Below are 15,479 nucleotides of genomic sequence, written 5' to 3'. Positions count from 1 at the left end.
GGAATAATGGAAATACCGAGTTTCTTAAGAATATATCAAGCAATAAGAATGAATGTCATTACCGTTGGGATTGAAAGGACAATGAATCCAGATTCTAATTCCTACGATTATTAATAACTATTTTCACATCTAAGGAGCAGTAAAAATTTTGTTGACCGGCTATTTTTGATAACGATTAAAGGATACATATTTAGAAGATGCAGCACAGAATGCGTATGATAAACTTTAATCATTTGTTTTTAATTCCAAAGAAGATGTGTACGGATTATCAAATAAACTAAAGCAATTGCTACTCTTATTATCAGAAGTGGAGAAAAAGTTTAATATGAGTTCTGGTCACCAAACTGGTCACACACTAAAAAAAACATTAAAATATACGAGGAAATGAAATAACATTAAACAATCCCCAAACCCTTGATATCAGTAGGTTTGGGGATACCTTGAGAAATTAGCGGTAACTTACAAATGTGAATTGACAGGGTGGGGGTCGCTGGTTCGAGCCCAGTCAGAATCATACCAAATGATGAGCTATAAACCTTGATACTATAAGGTTTATAGCTTTTTTAATATCTTTTCATCATCATTGGTAGAGTGCTCTGGCAGTTTCAATCCTGTATGCGTTACTGTTAAAGAAGCTATAGATCTGTTCCATGGCATCTATAAAGATGGCCTAGAGGCGTTGCAACAAGCATTCTTAGATTGACCGATAGAAATCGATTTAGAAAGAAAGGTTACTTGACTTGAGAAAAATCTAAATCTTTAACATATCGTCTTTTATTTAAGTAAATCTAGAGATATCAAAGCAGCCAAGCGCTTTTAAAAAAAAGCCTTGGCTGTTACATGTTTCGGGTACAACAGCTGTTTTACAGATTTCCTTATATGCATTAGGGGGCAGCTTTATGTGTAAAGTCAAATAAAAGATAAGAAATTTTAGTTCAGTCGGTAGATTGAAACCAGCATTTAACAGTTGACTAAATGAACTGTAAAGTTTAAAGTTACAGTATGTTGTTGGAAATAAATTTGCCATCGCTTGTAAAATTTAGTTAAACAAATGCCTTATCGTGAAGTTAAAGTAATTTTATTGAAGTAGAATTGTAAATCAAATAATATTAATAAAATATGAATAGTTCAGCTGAGAATAAAATAAATATTGTTGAATAGATAATAGTACGTGTTTTTGATTGTGAACTGTAACTTTTTTTAATACATTTAAATACCCCATTCTTGAAACAGTCTGGCAGTGTACATTTGACAAAAAATATTAAAGGAGCGTGTAAAAATATGGTAACTCTATTTACGACCCCAAGCTGTGGTTCATGCCGGAAAGCAAAAGCCTGGCTCGAGGAACATCATATTGATTATATTGAAAGAAACATAGTAGCAAGTCCTATTACTGTTGATGAACTTAAATCGATTCTTCGATTAACAGAAGATGGGGCTACCGAAATTATTTCGACTAAATCCAAAACTTTTCAGGAATTAAATATAAATATTGAGGAACTTTTGCTTAATGAATTCTATAATTTAATAATCGAGTACCCTCTAATGTTACGTCGGCCAATTATCCTAGACGAAAAAAGATTACAGGTTGGTTATAACGAGGATGAAATTCGTAAATTTTTGCCTCGTAGGATTCGAACATTTTTGAGCATTGAATTGCAAAAAATGGTTAATTAATAAGTAATATACTTTGAGGTAAATTTTTTTGAAAGGAGGAAGAAGGAGATGATTGAAGTATTTGTTACAGTTAAATATAAAAATAGTAATTATCATACAAATGTCATTGTGAGTAAAGAGACGATGTGGCCAAAAATTAGACAGTTGGCAGAAGAACAAGTTAAGAAACAATGGAATCTTTAAAAGTTTATTTTCAGACTTAAAAGCAAAGATAAAGATAAAAAGGTTTTTTGAATCAAATTATTCAAAAGTAATTAAATACAGCCTGAGCATAGGTGAGCTAGAATGAGATATAAAGGAATTTATTTCTTCATTAAGAATAATTCATATATATCTTAACGTTTAACAACCTATCTGTAATATTTACTGCTACAGTATGTTATTATATAAGAAAAAGTACTTTTCAACGTATAAAGTGATTAGCAATTTATATCTTAGGAGGAAAACCATGAACAGCGATTTTACACTTGCCATTCACAGCTTAACTTTTCTAGCTTTACAGCCAGACCGCATGTCAACAAGTAATGCTATATCAGAAAGTGCATGTGTTCACCCAGTACGCATTCGCAAAGTGCTAAGTTTGTTAAAAAAGCACAAGTTTATACAATCAAAAGAGGGGACTGGCGGCGGGTTTATTTTTGTTTTGGATTTAAGTGAAGTTAATCTCTGGGATATTTATAAGATAACCTCAGAGGGTGCTTTGCAACCTAAGTGTCCTGAAGCAAATAATCAGTGTATTGTGGGTTCGAATATGCAAAAAGTCCTGTTTACTATTTTCTGCGGTGCTGAAGAACATCTAGGGGAATATTTAAAGAACTATACATTGAAAGAGGTTGTTGATCTTATCAATCAAGAACGGTAAGCGGCTTGATTGTAATAATTCCGAGAAGTTCTTATTGCTTAAATGTAACGAAAAATATTACAGTTTTATTTGGTTTGTATGCCTTGCATGCTGTCACTAAAATTTCTTAATAAAATTCAACTAAAATCATTTTTTAGAAGGTGGAAAAGTATGATGTCAAATAATAATCCCGTTTTAAATATAGGAGATTGGGTTCGAGGAAAATCAAGTGAGGGTGAATTAATAATTGGTTACATTGAATCACTTGATACTATAAGGGGAGTAGTTAAGGTAACCGTTGTTAAATGTGATAACAAAGACACGATAACCAAAACCATTTCAATTTTAAGTAAACACGTTAAAAAACTACCTGATTCAAAGGCAATAAACAAGGAACAAATCCGTTTTCTAATAGACTTGGCAATATTAACAGGAGATGAAGAGTGGTTTATGGCGCTTTCTTCAAAATTAAACTCGATGAAACAGCTCGTTGATGGAATGCTGTGAAATCTTTCAATAAATATAATCTCTTTCGGTATTTTTAGTTACGGAAAAAATCAATGGTATGGTTAATTTTGTCTGCACTAGGATTTGATTTTGTTTAAGGTCATTAATAAAAGGAGCAATGAAAATGGCTATTACTAATTAGGATCCAGAAATATATGTCGAATTTATTAAAGAAGGTTTTACAATTTTTCTTTAGTTGTATTTATCTTAATAATGTTTATAAACGGTTTTTATTTAAATGACTTCTCCTTAGTTTTGATAATACTTAAAAATATGCAATACAGAGTAAATACCTGCTTTTAAAGTGGGTATTTTTTTTTGAAAATAGTTAAATCTACCATAATTGGGGGGATTTATTGAAAAAGAAAAACTTAAACGCCTAACTGTTCACGCTTAATACATACGATTTCAGAAATTGTGCAAGTAATTAGCTGTTATTTGATTTACTTATTAGGGTAATCCGTTTATGATTGCTCTTCCGTCCTTAGGACAAACTGTTTTTTAAGAGCAAATTCAAATGTTAAGAATTCTTAAGGATTTTTGCTCCTTTTTCTTCAGATTTGGATTTTAAAGTATGATTATAAATTAAAATCCATGGAGTGATTAAAAATGAAGCGATGGTTATTTTTATTTCAATATATAGTTAATCCAAGAACAGTAGGTGCAATACTTCCTAGTTCAAGGTTTCTTGGAAGTAAAATGGTAGAAAGAATCAATTTTAAGAATGTTAAATATATTGTCGAGTATGGACCAGGAACAGGTGTATTCACGGAAAAGTTGCTTGAAAAACGAAATCCACAGACCATTATTTTATTAGTGGAAAACAATAAAGAATTCTATTTATTGTTGAAAGAAAAATTTAAAGAAGAAAAGAATTTATTCATTGTAAATGGATCTGCTGAAAATATTGGTAAGTACTTAAAGGACTATCGTATTCCTTATGCGGACTATGTTATTTCTGGTCTTCCTTTTGCAAGCTTGCCAAAAAACGTTTCCATAAAAATTTTAATAAATACCGCGAAAATCTTAAAAAAGGATGGAGAATTCATTACTTTCCAATACACTAAACTTAAGAAAGCGTTTATTGAACAGTTTTTTACTAAAATTGATGTGAAAAGAGAAATTAGAAATTTGCCGCCAGCATATGTCTTTAACTGTTCTAATCCACAAAATAATTGGGAGGGATAAAATGGAGTCTAAAATTCTTATTGTTGATGACGACAAAGATATTAGAAATCTTATTTCCGTTTATTTGGAAAATGAAGGTATGTACACTCAAAAGGTAGAGGATGCTATTGAAGCTTTAAAACTATTGGAAGAAAAAGAGTTTGACCTCATTATATTGGATATCATGATGCCCAACATGGATGGCATTGAAGCGTGTATGAAGATTAGGCAAGAACGAAATATGCCTATTATCATGCTTTCTGCAAAATCGGAAGATATAGATAAAATACAGGGGCTAGCTTCTGGTGCCGACGATTATTTATCAAAACCATTTAACCCATTAGAATTAATTGCCAGGGTAAAATCCCAATTAAGAAGATATAAAAAATACAATACAGAAACAATCAACACCAAAAATGTCATTGAAATTGGTGATTTGACCATAAATACAGATACTCGACAAGTGTGGGTTCGGGGGAAGGAAGTAAGGCTTACTCCAAAAGAATTTGAGATACTTGAACTTCTTTCCAGAAATAAAGGAATTGTTCTTAGTGTCGAAAAAATATATGAAAGAGTATGGAAGGAAGACTTTTTTAAATCTGACAATACAGTGATGGTCCACATTACAAAAATTAGAGACAAAATAGAAGAGGATCCTAAACATCCCATTTATATCAAAACAGTATGGGGAACAGGATATAAAATATGAAGAGATTTGGAAATAAGTTAATAGTAAAGCTTCTTGTTGCGATAGCAATTAGTTTTGTTGTTTCATTATGTATGATGACCTTGATTACTTTTTTTTACGTGTATCTGAGTAAGAAAAATGAAGCGACAGAACATAGTTTACTTATTAGTTATTTATTAATGTTACTTCAGTATTCGGTTGGCATCTTTACTTTTATTGTAGTTTTTTTGTTAATGGTTCGGAAAAAAATAGTATATTTGAAACGCATTTCTGAAAGTGTTCACCAAATTGCAAATGGAAAACTTGGCTTGGCCATTAAACTTGAGAGTAGGGATGAATTGACTCAGCTTGCACAAAATATCAATTACATGTCCAATCAGTTAGAGAATAAGTTTGAACATGAAAGACAATTGGAGAGGGCAAAAAATGAACTTATTACAAATGTTTCCCACGATTTAAGGACGCCATTAACATCCATTATCGGATATTTGGATTTATTAAAAAAAGAACAATACGCAAGTAAAGAACAATATCAGGAATACCTTGAAACTATTTATTCAAAATCGAAAAGATTGAAATACTTAATTGACGAACTATTTGAATATACTCATTTATCGAGCCCAGATGTTTTGTTAAACCTAAATGAAGTAGACTTATCAGGTTTATTAGAACAAATAGTTGGAGAGTACATTCCAATTTTTGAAAATGAACAATTAAGTATTCAAAAGTCAATAACAGAGGAAAATGTACCTGTTTTTATGGATATTGAAATGATGGTTCGTGTGTATGATAATCTCTTTATGAATGCGATAAAATACAGTATGAAACCATCTGAAATACAAATAAGTCTTGACATATTTAGCAGCAAAGCAATTTTGAAAGTATCAAATAGAGCAAAAAAGCCTCCTGTAGAGGAAGTGAATAAATTGTTTGAAAGGTTTTTCAGAGGGGATAAAGCAAGAAAAGATAATCAAGGATCCGGACTTGGACTTGCGATCTCCAAAAGAATTGTTGAACTTCATAATGGTAGTATTCATGCGGAATATAAAGAAGGTTGGATGAGCTTTATTATTGAACATCCAATACATTTATAATGGCTTGTGGGATTAAAAGTTCTATAAGCTTTTTTTCTTAATAAAAAAACTTAAGAATCCTTAAGAATTTTATGGAGTGTTTCTTCATTCTCATTGCTTATCATGAATGTATGGAAAGCGAGGAGAGTGAAGAAATTGAAAAAGAAAATTTTCATTGTAGCTATATGGATTATAGCATTATATATATTTAAGCAATTTCATTTACTGTCACTGGATATGAGTGTGTTAAAAGAATTTATATCTGGAAATAGCAAGTATGCAATGTTGCTATTTATTGCTCTGTGGATAGTGAGGCTGTTTATGTTGATACCAGGTGCAACTCTAATGTTTTTAGGGGGAATATGCTTCAATCCATTACTTGGTTTTATATTATCAATGGTTGGCATGGTTTTAAGTGAAACCTTAGTTTATATTTTCTCAAGAGTTTTTTCCAGTGAAAGAATCAATCAGTATTTAGAGAGTAAATATCCACAATTAAAAACTTTATTGGAGACTTACAGTTATAAGTTTTTAGCACTGGGAATCATTTGTCCAATAGCACCATCAGATGCAATATGTTTTTTGGCTGCAGCAGTTGGGTTAAAATATTCTACTTACATTTTAACCATCATTATTTCGAATATCCCTTTAATGATATTATATAGCATTATTGAAATCAGCCTTAGTGAGTCTTTAGTGGGTATAGTCTTAATTATCATATCGTTTGTTTTGATTGCAATTGTATCTATAAAAATTTGGAACAATCTTAAGCAGATGCAAAAAATATAGCTGCAATAGTGTTAATGCAATAACACAGCTGCAGGGACGGGATGCATGGAGGTTCTGAAAGAATAAGAAAACAAGGGAAATTGACAATATTCACATTTTGCATGGATAATATTATAGAAGAAAAAAGAGAACGTAATAAAAAACTACTGGAGAGAAAACGTCATGGCTATTCATTTTATTAAATTAACTGACCCTAATACTAGTGTTGTAGAAGTATTCAATAAATGGGAAAACGACCCAGCCTTAAAGGTGTTAACTCGTCCTAACAAAAATAAATCCGAATTGGAACGTCAAGAAAAAATAACCGTGGATGACTTATCAAAACGCTTGGAAAACCAACATATTTTCCTAATTTATCTGGACGACCAATTGATAGGTGAAATGAATTACATGGTTGATCCGAGCCACCTCTACAAAAAAGAGCCTGGGACTGCTTGGTTAGGTATTACAATTGGTGAGTCCATAGGACGAGGGAAAGGTATAGGCTATGCAGCCATTCAATATTTGGAGGAGCAAATAAAGGAAAGCGGAATGAAACGTATTGAATTAGGTGTATTTGAATTTAATATCCAAGCGCAGAAGCTTTATCAGAAGCTGGGCTACAAGGAAATTGGCAGGATCGAAGACTTTACATTTTGGCAGGGCAAAATGTGGAATGATATTCGGATGGAGAAGTTTGTATAAAATCAAAAATGCCTCGGTGAATTATCTTAAAAATAATAAATTATGTTAAACAATCAGTATACTCAGTGTTTAAAGAAGGAAAAATAAAGAATTACGTAAAGCTGTCATTATTTAATTTTTTGGACCCGCTTATTGTTGTTGTCTTTTATATCAATTAATTTGCAGATTCTGATTGTTTGTCCTTGTAAGGGGTTCTGCATCAAAACGCGAATAGTGGACGTGTTTTGATACAGAATCCCCTTATTGTAATATGTGGGCATATAATTTGAAAAGTAATCCAAAAAAAATACAAGTCTCCTGTACTTAAATCATACTTTGCACAGGGGCTTGTATGAAAATCAGAAATGCTAAGTAAAATTCATTTATCAACGATATGGCTTTTCGGAAGTGTTTGTACGAAAACATCTATAAACATTGGAATCCACGTCCTATTCTTATTAATGTTTATCTTTTTCATTTGCCACCCTTTGTTGTACTAAATCAGTTATCGATTTATTCAGTCGTATCAAATACTCCTCGAATTGTTTGCAGTCGTTTTCTGGCCAATTAGCCAATAGATCACGATAAAGTTCTTTACGTGCTATTCTGACTTCATGAAATATTTCATGTCCAATGGGAGTAACCTCAAGCAGGCTGATTCGACCATCTTTTGGATCTGGAATGCGGCGAATATATCCTTTGGATACTAAAGCAGCGGCCTGTCTGCTCACTGTTGAATTATCCAATTGAAATTTGTCCGCTAAATCGTTAATTCCCATCGGTCCACTCTCCTCCAGCTCCGTTAATAAGCGAAAAGCGGAACGATCTAGCTGACCTATTTTTTCATCTTTTCTTCTTGCAAATTCTATATGTAAGACAAGCTCACTTATTGCGGATTGAATATTATCAAATGTATCTTTTTCCATATTATTAACCTCTCACATAGTCAATTTTGTCCCTTCAAGATTAATCAAGGTTTCACTTTCATTATAATATGTTTTTTTATTTTTTCTAATAAATCCTACACTTGACTGTAACAAAAAAAGGTGTATAATGCAAATAGTTGTATGTTGAAAGTAGTTGTATTATACAATTGTTGTATTATGCAATATATTTTTTATTTACTATTTCCTTAATTAATATATATCAAGAGAGGTGTTTGCATTGTCAAATCAAATACATGCGGATCAAGTTCCAATGGAACCGCGTCGAAAAAAAGGCAGTTTTCGTCAACCGAAGGCAACTTGGGCGGTAGCCTTTGCTTGTGTGGTTGCGTTTATGGGCCTTGGCTTAGTTGATCCGATATTGACGTCCATTGCAAAAGAATTGCATGCAACAGCCAGTCAGGTTGAACTGCTATTTACAAGTTACATGCTTGTAACAGCTGTCATGATGCTGATTACTGGTGCAGTGTCAAGCCGTATCGGTCCAAAAAAGACATTGCTTTTCGGACTTTTAATCATTGTGATTTTTGCAGTATTAGCGGGATTATCTAGTACTGTTACGCAAATTATTTGGTTCCGCGGCGGATGGGGCTTAGGAAATGCGTTATTCATCGCAACTGCCTTGGCAGTAATTGTAAGTGTCTCCATAGGCGGTACTGCAAAAGCAGTTATCATTTATGAAGCATCGATTGGTCTTGGATTATCCGTTGGTCCATTACTCGGCGGATGGCTTGGAGGAATTACTTGGCGTGCGCCATTCTATGGAGTAGCGATATTGATGGCCATTGGATTCTTAGCTATTTTATTCTTACTGCCGAACATTGCAAAACCAAAACAAAAAAGTTCCATTCTTGATCCAATTCGTGCATTGCGTTTTCCGGGTCTACTATCAATGGCTTTTACAGCTTTCTTTTATAATTATGGTTTTTACACATTATTTGCATATACGCCGTTTGTATTAAATATGAGTGCCATGAATCTCGGCTTTATATTTTTCGGCTGGGGTATTGCTTTTGCCATCTTTTCTGTTTTTGTTGCACCACGAGTTGAAAAAAGGTTTAATTTGCGTCGAATCATGTATCTAATGCTATTCCTTATCGCATTAGACCTACTCGTAATGGGCTTAACAGTGGCTTCCGGCAATCCGACCATTCATGTTTTGGGTATGAACTGGTCTGCGCAAGCCATGATTATTGTGGCGGTCATTATAGCAGGAATTTTTATGGGAATTAACGGTACATTAGTCACAACGGCTGTTATGGAAGTTGCACCGGTAGAACGTTCTGTAGCTTCTGCTGCATATAGTTTTGTCCGTTTCTTAGGGGGAGCAATCGCACCATTTTTGGCTGGAAAGCTCGCAGAATGGTTTAGCCCAAGCGTTTCATTTTACGTTGGAGCAATTGTAATGGCTGTTGCTATTATTGCACTTTTTTGCGGAAGAAAATATGTTGGTGCAAAGGAAGCAGCCCACACAACTAATGAAAAAATGGATTCAAGTGCACAAGTTGCTGATGAGTTGGAAGCAGCAGTGGGTATTGAAACGGTTAGTCAACCAACCACTAACAGTTATGCTGAAAATAATGCCGATTTTGATTTCCGCAAGGCTATCCAAGAAATCCAACGGGGAACGTTCCGTTCAAGTGGTCACAGGGAAAATGGGGACGGAATTATGAATGATCAAGAATTCCGCGAAGCTCTTCGTGCATTTATGCAAAATGAAAAAATAGCAAATGCAGACGAACCTATGGATGATAAAGTTTTTCGTGCTGCTCTTCGGGAGATGCAGAAAAACTCTTACAAATAAATTTAACGGAGGAGAAACAACAATGAAAATTTATGTCGTATTTGACAGTGAAAATGGACATACAGAAGCATTAGCAGAAGCCATTTCCGAAGGAGCTCGAGGTGTTGATGGTGCAGAAGTTTTTGTAAATCATGTAAGTAATGCGAACGTCAGAGACCTTGAAGATATGGATGCCATTATTTGGGGATGTCCCGGTCACTTTGGCACCATAAGTGCAGGATTAAAAGCTTGGATTGATAAATTAGGTTATCTTTGGGCTCATGGAAAATTAGTAGGAAAAGTAGGTGCATGTTTCTGTACAACTGCCACTACTCATGGAGGAATCGAGGCTACAATGCTAAATCTGATTACTCCAATGCTTCATCAAGGAATGATAGTCGTTGGTTTACCTGGGAATATTCCTGAAAATGCGGTCTATGGTTCCTATTACGGAGTTGGTATTTCATGCCCGGTTGATGAATCAGACGGCATACTTACAAAAAATGATATAGCTTTAGGAAAGGCTCTAGGAAAACGAGTAGGAGAAATAACTAAAAAGCTTGTTGGGGCGCAGTCACCTGTGGTGCGATAAAAACTTAATTAATCCCATGATGAAGGTATGAGAGGAAGGATAGATATGTATAATAAAATTTTAGTAGCATTTGATGGCTCAGCTGCTTCTGCGCGTGCCCTTCACCATGCAGCAAAATTAGGGAAAACCGTCGGAACGGAAAAACTGACGATTTTGCATGTGAATAGAGAGATTCCAATGCCGGAACCAGCTCTAAATATCGATTTGGATCAACTGTTAGATGAGGAAAATCAGGAAATATTAACTCCGGCAATCCAATTCCTTTCAGAATCTAACGTTAATTATGAGGTTCATACATTTCATGGCGAACCGGCTCATGTGATTATCAACTATGCTTCAGAACATCATTACGACGTCATTGTGATGGGAAGTAGAGGAAAGGGACTAATCAAGGAAGCACTATTAGGCAGTGTAAGTAATAAAGTGGCACATTCCGCGCATTGCCCTGTACTTATTGTAAAATAACTATTAATGAGCCAATGGAGAGTGCAGAAAACGGCACTCTCCATTTTTTTACCCCTATACAATAAACTATTATTTTCTAACTTACATATCCAGTTGTAATACAATAACAATATCAATAGTAATATTGGGTCCAAGATAGCTGATAGCCAGAGCTTCCACCAACCGCCATGAAAGTATCCCCAAGGTACGGAATTAATGTTACAGCCTCATATAATAAAATGAATCCCACAAAAATGACAAAATAACCTCTAATATTTTCTGGTTCTCCAGTTAGAACTAAATCACCCATTGGAGTTTTTTGAAGTGCTTGAACAAATTTCCAGAAAATCATTTGATATTAAGAAAAGAGACTATAAATCTGTTAGAATAAGGAAATCGTTTCCCCAGTGCGGATAGATTTTCTGATATTCATAACAACTGATAATGCTTTTTTTGCTTCATTTGGACCAATAATAGGTGGGGTGTTGTTGATAATCGAGTGAATAAAATGTTGAATTTCAGCCTGTATGGGTTCAATAGGAGGGACTTTAATGGTTTCGATGGAATTTTCAATTTCGTTAAAGGTTTGTAAATCGGAAGCTGTTTTTTTATAGATTTGCAGTTCTCTAGTAATGTAATTTGCAGTAATTACACGTTGTTTTTCTGTAATAGACAATGTTCTTAAAGATTCTGTTGAAACCCGATTCGCGATAAGATTGGCTATGACTCCATTTTGAAATGTTAATAGGACATGTACGATATCCAGGTGTGTTTGATTATTATCGGAGAATGATCCCTTTGCAGTAATGCTCCGTAAATCACTTTTCACCAAATTCAAAATAATGTCTATGTCATGAATCATCAAATCAAGTACGACATCAACATCAAGATTTCGTTCTGTTTCGGAAAGTCTTCTTGCTTCTATACTTATAATGTTTGAATCATCTATGGAATTATTAATAATTTCAATAACTGGATTAAACCTTTCGATATGTCCAACTTGAATTATGCAGTTATTATTCTTACTGTTTAAGGCGATTAGCTTTTCGGCTTCTTCCAATGTATTTACAAAAGGCTTTTCAATTAAAATATGTTTACCACTCTTAATTGCTTTTTCAGCATATTGATAATGAAATGTTGTTGGAACAGCGATAATGACAGCATCAACTGCAGAAAGCATTTCGATGTATGAGGAAAAAGGAGTAACGCCATAGGAGACTGCTACTTCTTTACATTTATCTGAATCAATATCATAAACTCCAATAAATTGACTACTTTTTAATAAATTGACTACTTTGCAATGATTTCTTCCCATGTGGCCAACCCCAGCAATACCAATTTTAACTTGCCTCAAAAATTCTCACCTCTCATTATCAATGATATACATTTCTTTTTAGCAATTCTAAAATTCCGAATAACATTTTAATAATCATACATGATTAAGTGCAATGTATTTAATTCAATTTGCTCAATAGTTGAGTATTCCTTAAGCACGAAATTCTCACACGATTTTAAATCATTTTATTCGAACTATTTATGATGGAAACGCTGTAAGTCCAATTGTGTTTGAAAATGTGTTAATACATAATAACACTGGCAATTTATTAAGCACATTTATCAAATCATTACTCTTATGTTCTTTTTTTAGCATTTTTTCGAAGAATAATAATCATTTATTTTTTGATCCAGTTGTTTAATGAGTGCTTGTTCTTTCTGTACATCAATATTCCGGTAATGATGTAAATTTCCGGGCTGTTTGTCCTTTTCATCTGCTAAAGTTATAACTTTTTGTAATGGAGTTAATTCAATTTCCCCTTTTGGAAGCGCTGATTCTGTATGAAATAAAATAGCATGTGCAATTTCTTTTGCTGCATATTTGTCTTCCCCTAAACGAACCAATAATTTGTGTGCTCTCTCAGCGCCTTTAATCGGGTGGATATCATAATCTCGATAAAGTTTATAATCCCATTTTCCATTTCTATACCATTCATAATGTCCAATATCATGTAAAAATCCCGCTTTAGCTGCCCAATCAGGTCGAACGCTGTATTTCTTTGCGAGATGAAAAGAATGGTAGGCTACGGAAATAGCGTGAGCCATACCTGAACGTCGAATATATTTTTGTGAAATAGGATGATTATAAATATCTATTAAAGTAACCAACTATTATTCCTCCTTTAAAACTAGTAATTAAGGCTAAATTATCGATATATTATCATCTCTGCATACGAAAATCAATTCCATATATTAAGAAAAAATTGTTCTTGTACAGCAGTTTAAAATAGGTTACCATTATAGAGGTAACCTGTAAAGAAAGGAGTTAGAATATGGATAAACGTGTATACTTATTAACCATTGTTTCGTTTGTTGTAGGAATGGTTGAATTAATTATTGGTGGTATCTTGGATTTAATCTCAAAAGATTTACATGTAAGTTTAGGAAAAACAGGATTTCTGATCACCATATTTTCACTCGTATATGCAATTGCAGCACCCGTGTTATTAACCCTCACATCGAAAATAGAACGGAAGCGTTTAACGATTGCAGCACTATTTGTATTTTTAATAGGGAACGTTTCAGCTTTTATTAGCTCGTCCTATAGTATGTTATTAATTGCACGGATCATTTCTGCAGCAAGTGGATCTTTGCTTGTAGTATTATGTGTAACAATCGCTTCCAATATTGTTACTGAAAGATATCGTGCTCGTGCAATCGGGGTAGTATTTATGGGAATTAGTGCTTCCCTTGTATTGGGAGTTCCAATTGGGTTGATATTAGGAAATGCTTACGGATGGCGAGCTCCGTTCATTTTAATTTCCGTGTTAACCGTGCTATCTATGGCAGGGGTGTATTTCTTTATGGGGAAAGTAGAGCCAAAATCTTCTATCCCAATCAGAAAGCAATTACGGACGCTAAAAAATAGAAAAATACTTTTTGCCCAATTAACTTCATTTTTATTTTTAGCAGGTCATTTAACATTGTATGGATATTTTACTCCATTCCTGAAAACGGCTTTAGGTTTGAATGGAACATGGGTTAGTATGGTCTATTTAATTTTTGGTATTGCAGCAGTCGTTGGAGGAGGATTAGGGGGATGGCTTGCAGATCGATTTGATCTTAAACTAACGATTATTGGTGTAATTATTATCTTTGGCATATCTATTATTTTGATACCTTATACAACATTTGCTTTTCCGTTGTTTCTAGTAGTAATGATCATCTGGAGCATGCTAAGCTGGGCGATTACTCCAGCTATGCAAAGTTATCTCATAGAGCTTGCGCCTGAAACTTCTGAGATCCAGCAAAGTTTAAATAATTCGGCTCTTCATTTTGGGATTGCATTTGGTTCTTTGGTAGGTGGAATGGTAATTGAACAAACAACAGTGGAGCACAATGCAACCATAGGTGGTGTGTTTATCATTTTTGCCTTAGGAACAGCGGTGATCTCTATGGTTAAAGGTAAAAGTGCATCCAATGTAACCATTGAAGTCGCGAATAAAACCAAATAAATTTCTTTTTAAAATTCAACCAAGGAGGTGAACCCATTACAATTAGACTTGCTTTAATTTGTAATGGTAAATTCATGAGTGTTCATATAAATGCTAAACAAGGTGACATTGCAGAAAATATTCTATTACCTGGTGATCCTTTACGTGCAAAATATATTGCAGAAACCTTTTTAGTGGATGTCATATGCTATAACAATGTCCGAGGAATGTTAGGATTTACAGGTGTATATAATGGAAAGCGTGTTTCCGTACAAGGTACAGGAATGGGTATCCCATCCATCTCCATTTATGTTAATGAGTTAATTCAGAGCTATGGTGTGAAAAATTTAATTCGTGTCGGAACATGCGGGGCTATTCAAGAAGATGTTCAAGTCCGAGATGTAATCTTAGCAATGAGTGCATGTACCGATTCTAATGTGAATCGTGTTACATTTCCTGGTATTGATTTTGCTCCATGCGCAAATTTTGATTTATTAAAAAAGGCGTACGAAGCAGGATTAAAAAAAGGTTTACACTTAAGAATGGGAAATGTCTTTACAGCAGACGCATTTTATCGAGACAGTATGGAGATAGTAAAAAAATTAGCGTCATATGGAGTTCTCGGTGTGGAAATGGAAACAACAGCATTGTATACACTGGCTGCAAAATTTAAAGTCAATGCATTATCTATTTTGACGGTGAGTGACCACATCTTCACTGGAGAAGAAACGACTGCAGAAGAAAGGCAAACCACCTTTAATGACATGATTCTCATTGCACTGCAAGCAGCAACAGAAGAATAACGATTAAAAACGAATATTAA

At 33.9% G+C, this 15,479-nt stretch carries 16 protein-coding genes and 2 pseudogenes; 15 read left to right on the top strand and 3 right to left on the bottom strand.

Going from position 1 to position 15,479, the window contains the following annotated elements:
* Window positions 1-574: 574 nt before the first annotated feature.
* The 10 genes and pseudogenes from AN964_RS27130 to AN964_RS16285 form a co-directional block, all read left to right on the top strand.
* A pseudogene (locus AN964_RS27130) lies at window positions 575-703 on the top strand (SRPBCC family protein); the annotation flags it as partial.
* A gap of 578 nt (window positions 704-1,281) precedes the next feature.
* Entirely contained in the window at window positions 1,282-1,677 is a 396-nt protein-coding gene (gene spxA, locus AN964_RS16325) for a transcriptional regulator SpxA (RefSeq protein WP_055740708.1), read from the top strand.
* Between the two features lie 48 nt (window positions 1,678-1,725).
* Window positions 1,726-1,860 carry a BA3454 family stress response protein gene (locus AN964_RS16320; RefSeq protein WP_055740707.1) on the top strand — a complete coding sequence of 45 codons (135 nt, stop codon included), beginning with the start codon at window positions 1,726-1,728 and terminating at the stop codon, window positions 1,858-1,860.
* 265 nt (window positions 1,861-2,125) lie between these two features.
* Window positions 2,126-2,539 carry an RrF2 family transcriptional regulator gene (locus AN964_RS16315; protein ID WP_055740706.1) on the top strand — a complete coding sequence of 138 codons (414 nt, stop codon included), beginning with the start codon at window positions 2,126-2,128 and terminating at the stop codon, window positions 2,537-2,539.
* A 153-nt stretch (window positions 2,540-2,692) separates the two neighbouring features.
* Window positions 2,693-3,025 (top strand): IDEAL domain-containing protein, encoded by a 333-nt coding sequence (locus AN964_RS16310; RefSeq protein WP_055741267.1) that lies wholly within the window; start codon window positions 2,693-2,695, stop codon window positions 3,023-3,025.
* Between the two features lie 609 nt (window positions 3,026-3,634).
* Window positions 3,635-4,213, top strand: a complete 579-nt coding sequence (locus AN964_RS16305) for a class I SAM-dependent methyltransferase (RefSeq protein WP_055740705.1) — start codon at window positions 3,635-3,637, stop codon at window positions 4,211-4,213.
* 1 nt (window position 4,214) lies between these two features.
* Window positions 4,215-4,901, top strand: coding sequence for a response regulator transcription factor (locus AN964_RS16300; RefSeq protein WP_055740704.1), 687 nt, complete (start codon window positions 4,215-4,217; stop codon window positions 4,899-4,901).
* The gene (locus AN964_RS16295; RefSeq protein WP_055740703.1) at window positions 4,898-5,974 is read left to right on the top strand and encodes a HAMP domain-containing sensor histidine kinase; all 1,077 of its coding nucleotides are present in this window, start codon (window positions 4,898-4,900) and stop codon (window positions 5,972-5,974) included. The genes AN964_RS16300 and AN964_RS16295 overlap by 4 nt, the downstream gene beginning before the upstream one ends.
* Window positions 5,975-6,109: 135 nt before the next feature.
* On the top strand, window positions 6,110-6,742 hold the full coding sequence (locus AN964_RS16290; protein ID WP_055740702.1) for a TVP38/TMEM64 family protein: 633 nt from the start codon (window positions 6,110-6,112) through the stop codon (window positions 6,740-6,742).
* 162 nt (window positions 6,743-6,904) lie between these two features.
* On the top strand, window positions 6,905-7,426 hold the full coding sequence (locus AN964_RS16285; protein ID WP_055740701.1) for a GNAT family N-acetyltransferase: 522 nt from the start codon (window positions 6,905-6,907) through the stop codon (window positions 7,424-7,426).
* A 437-nt stretch (window positions 7,427-7,863) separates the two neighbouring features.
* On the opposite strand, the gene AN964_RS16280 is transcribed toward AN964_RS16285, so the two are convergent.
* Complete coding sequence (locus AN964_RS16280; protein WP_055740700.1) at window positions 7,864-8,331, bottom strand: MarR family winged helix-turn-helix transcriptional regulator; 468 nt, start codon at window positions 8,329-8,331, stop codon at window positions 7,864-7,866.
* A 238-nt stretch (window positions 8,332-8,569) separates the two neighbouring features.
* Between AN964_RS16280 and AN964_RS16275 the strand changes: the two are divergent.
* The 3 genes and pseudogenes from AN964_RS16275 to AN964_RS16265 all read left to right on the top strand — a co-directional run.
* A pseudogene (locus tag AN964_RS16275) lies at window positions 8,570-9,799 on the top strand (MFS transporter); the annotation flags it as partial.
* Window positions 9,800-10,175: 376 nt separating this feature from the next.
* Window positions 10,176-10,724 (top strand): NAD(P)H-dependent oxidoreductase, encoded by a 549-nt coding sequence (locus tag AN964_RS16270; protein WP_055740699.1) that lies wholly within the window; start codon window positions 10,176-10,178, stop codon window positions 10,722-10,724.
* Between the two features lie 45 nt (window positions 10,725-10,769).
* Window positions 10,770-11,189 carry a universal stress protein gene (locus tag AN964_RS16265; RefSeq protein ID WP_055740698.1) on the top strand — a complete coding sequence of 140 codons (420 nt, stop codon included), beginning with the start codon at window positions 10,770-10,772 and terminating at the stop codon, window positions 11,187-11,189.
* A 361-nt stretch (window positions 11,190-11,550) separates the two neighbouring features.
* On the opposite strand, the gene AN964_RS16255 is transcribed toward AN964_RS16265, so the two are convergent.
* Together AN964_RS16255 and AN964_RS16250 are read right to left on the bottom strand one after the other, a co-directional pair.
* Window positions 11,551-12,522 carry a Gfo/Idh/MocA family protein gene (locus AN964_RS16255; RefSeq protein WP_055740696.1) on the bottom strand — a complete coding sequence of 324 codons (972 nt, stop codon included), beginning with the start codon at window positions 12,520-12,522 and terminating at the stop codon, window positions 11,551-11,553.
* Window positions 12,523-12,812: 290 nt separating this feature from the next.
* Window positions 12,813-13,331, bottom strand: a complete 519-nt coding sequence (locus tag AN964_RS16250; RefSeq protein WP_055740695.1) for an HD domain-containing protein — start codon at window positions 13,329-13,331, stop codon at window positions 12,813-12,815.
* A 164-nt stretch (window positions 13,332-13,495) separates the two neighbouring features.
* Between AN964_RS16250 and AN964_RS16245 the strand changes: the two genes are divergently transcribed.
* On the top strand, window positions 13,496-14,677 hold the full coding sequence (locus AN964_RS16245) for an MFS transporter (RefSeq protein ID WP_055740694.1): 1,182 nt from the start codon (window positions 13,496-13,498) through the stop codon (window positions 14,675-14,677).
* Between the two features lie 74 nt (window positions 14,678-14,751).
* Window positions 14,752-15,459 (top strand): purine-nucleoside phosphorylase, encoded by a 708-nt coding sequence (deoD, locus tag AN964_RS16240; protein WP_055740693.1) that lies wholly within the window; start codon window positions 14,752-14,754, stop codon window positions 15,457-15,459.
* Window positions 15,460-15,479: the final 20 nt, after the last annotated feature.

Source organism: Heyndrickxia shackletonii, from assembly GCF_001420715.1.
GTDB classification, from domain to species: Bacteria; Bacillota; Bacilli; order Bacillales; family Bacillaceae_C; genus Margalitia; species Margalitia shackletonii.
The sequence above is the reverse complement of the archived record's forward strand: the minus strand, read 5'-3'. Positions and strand labels throughout refer to the sequence as shown.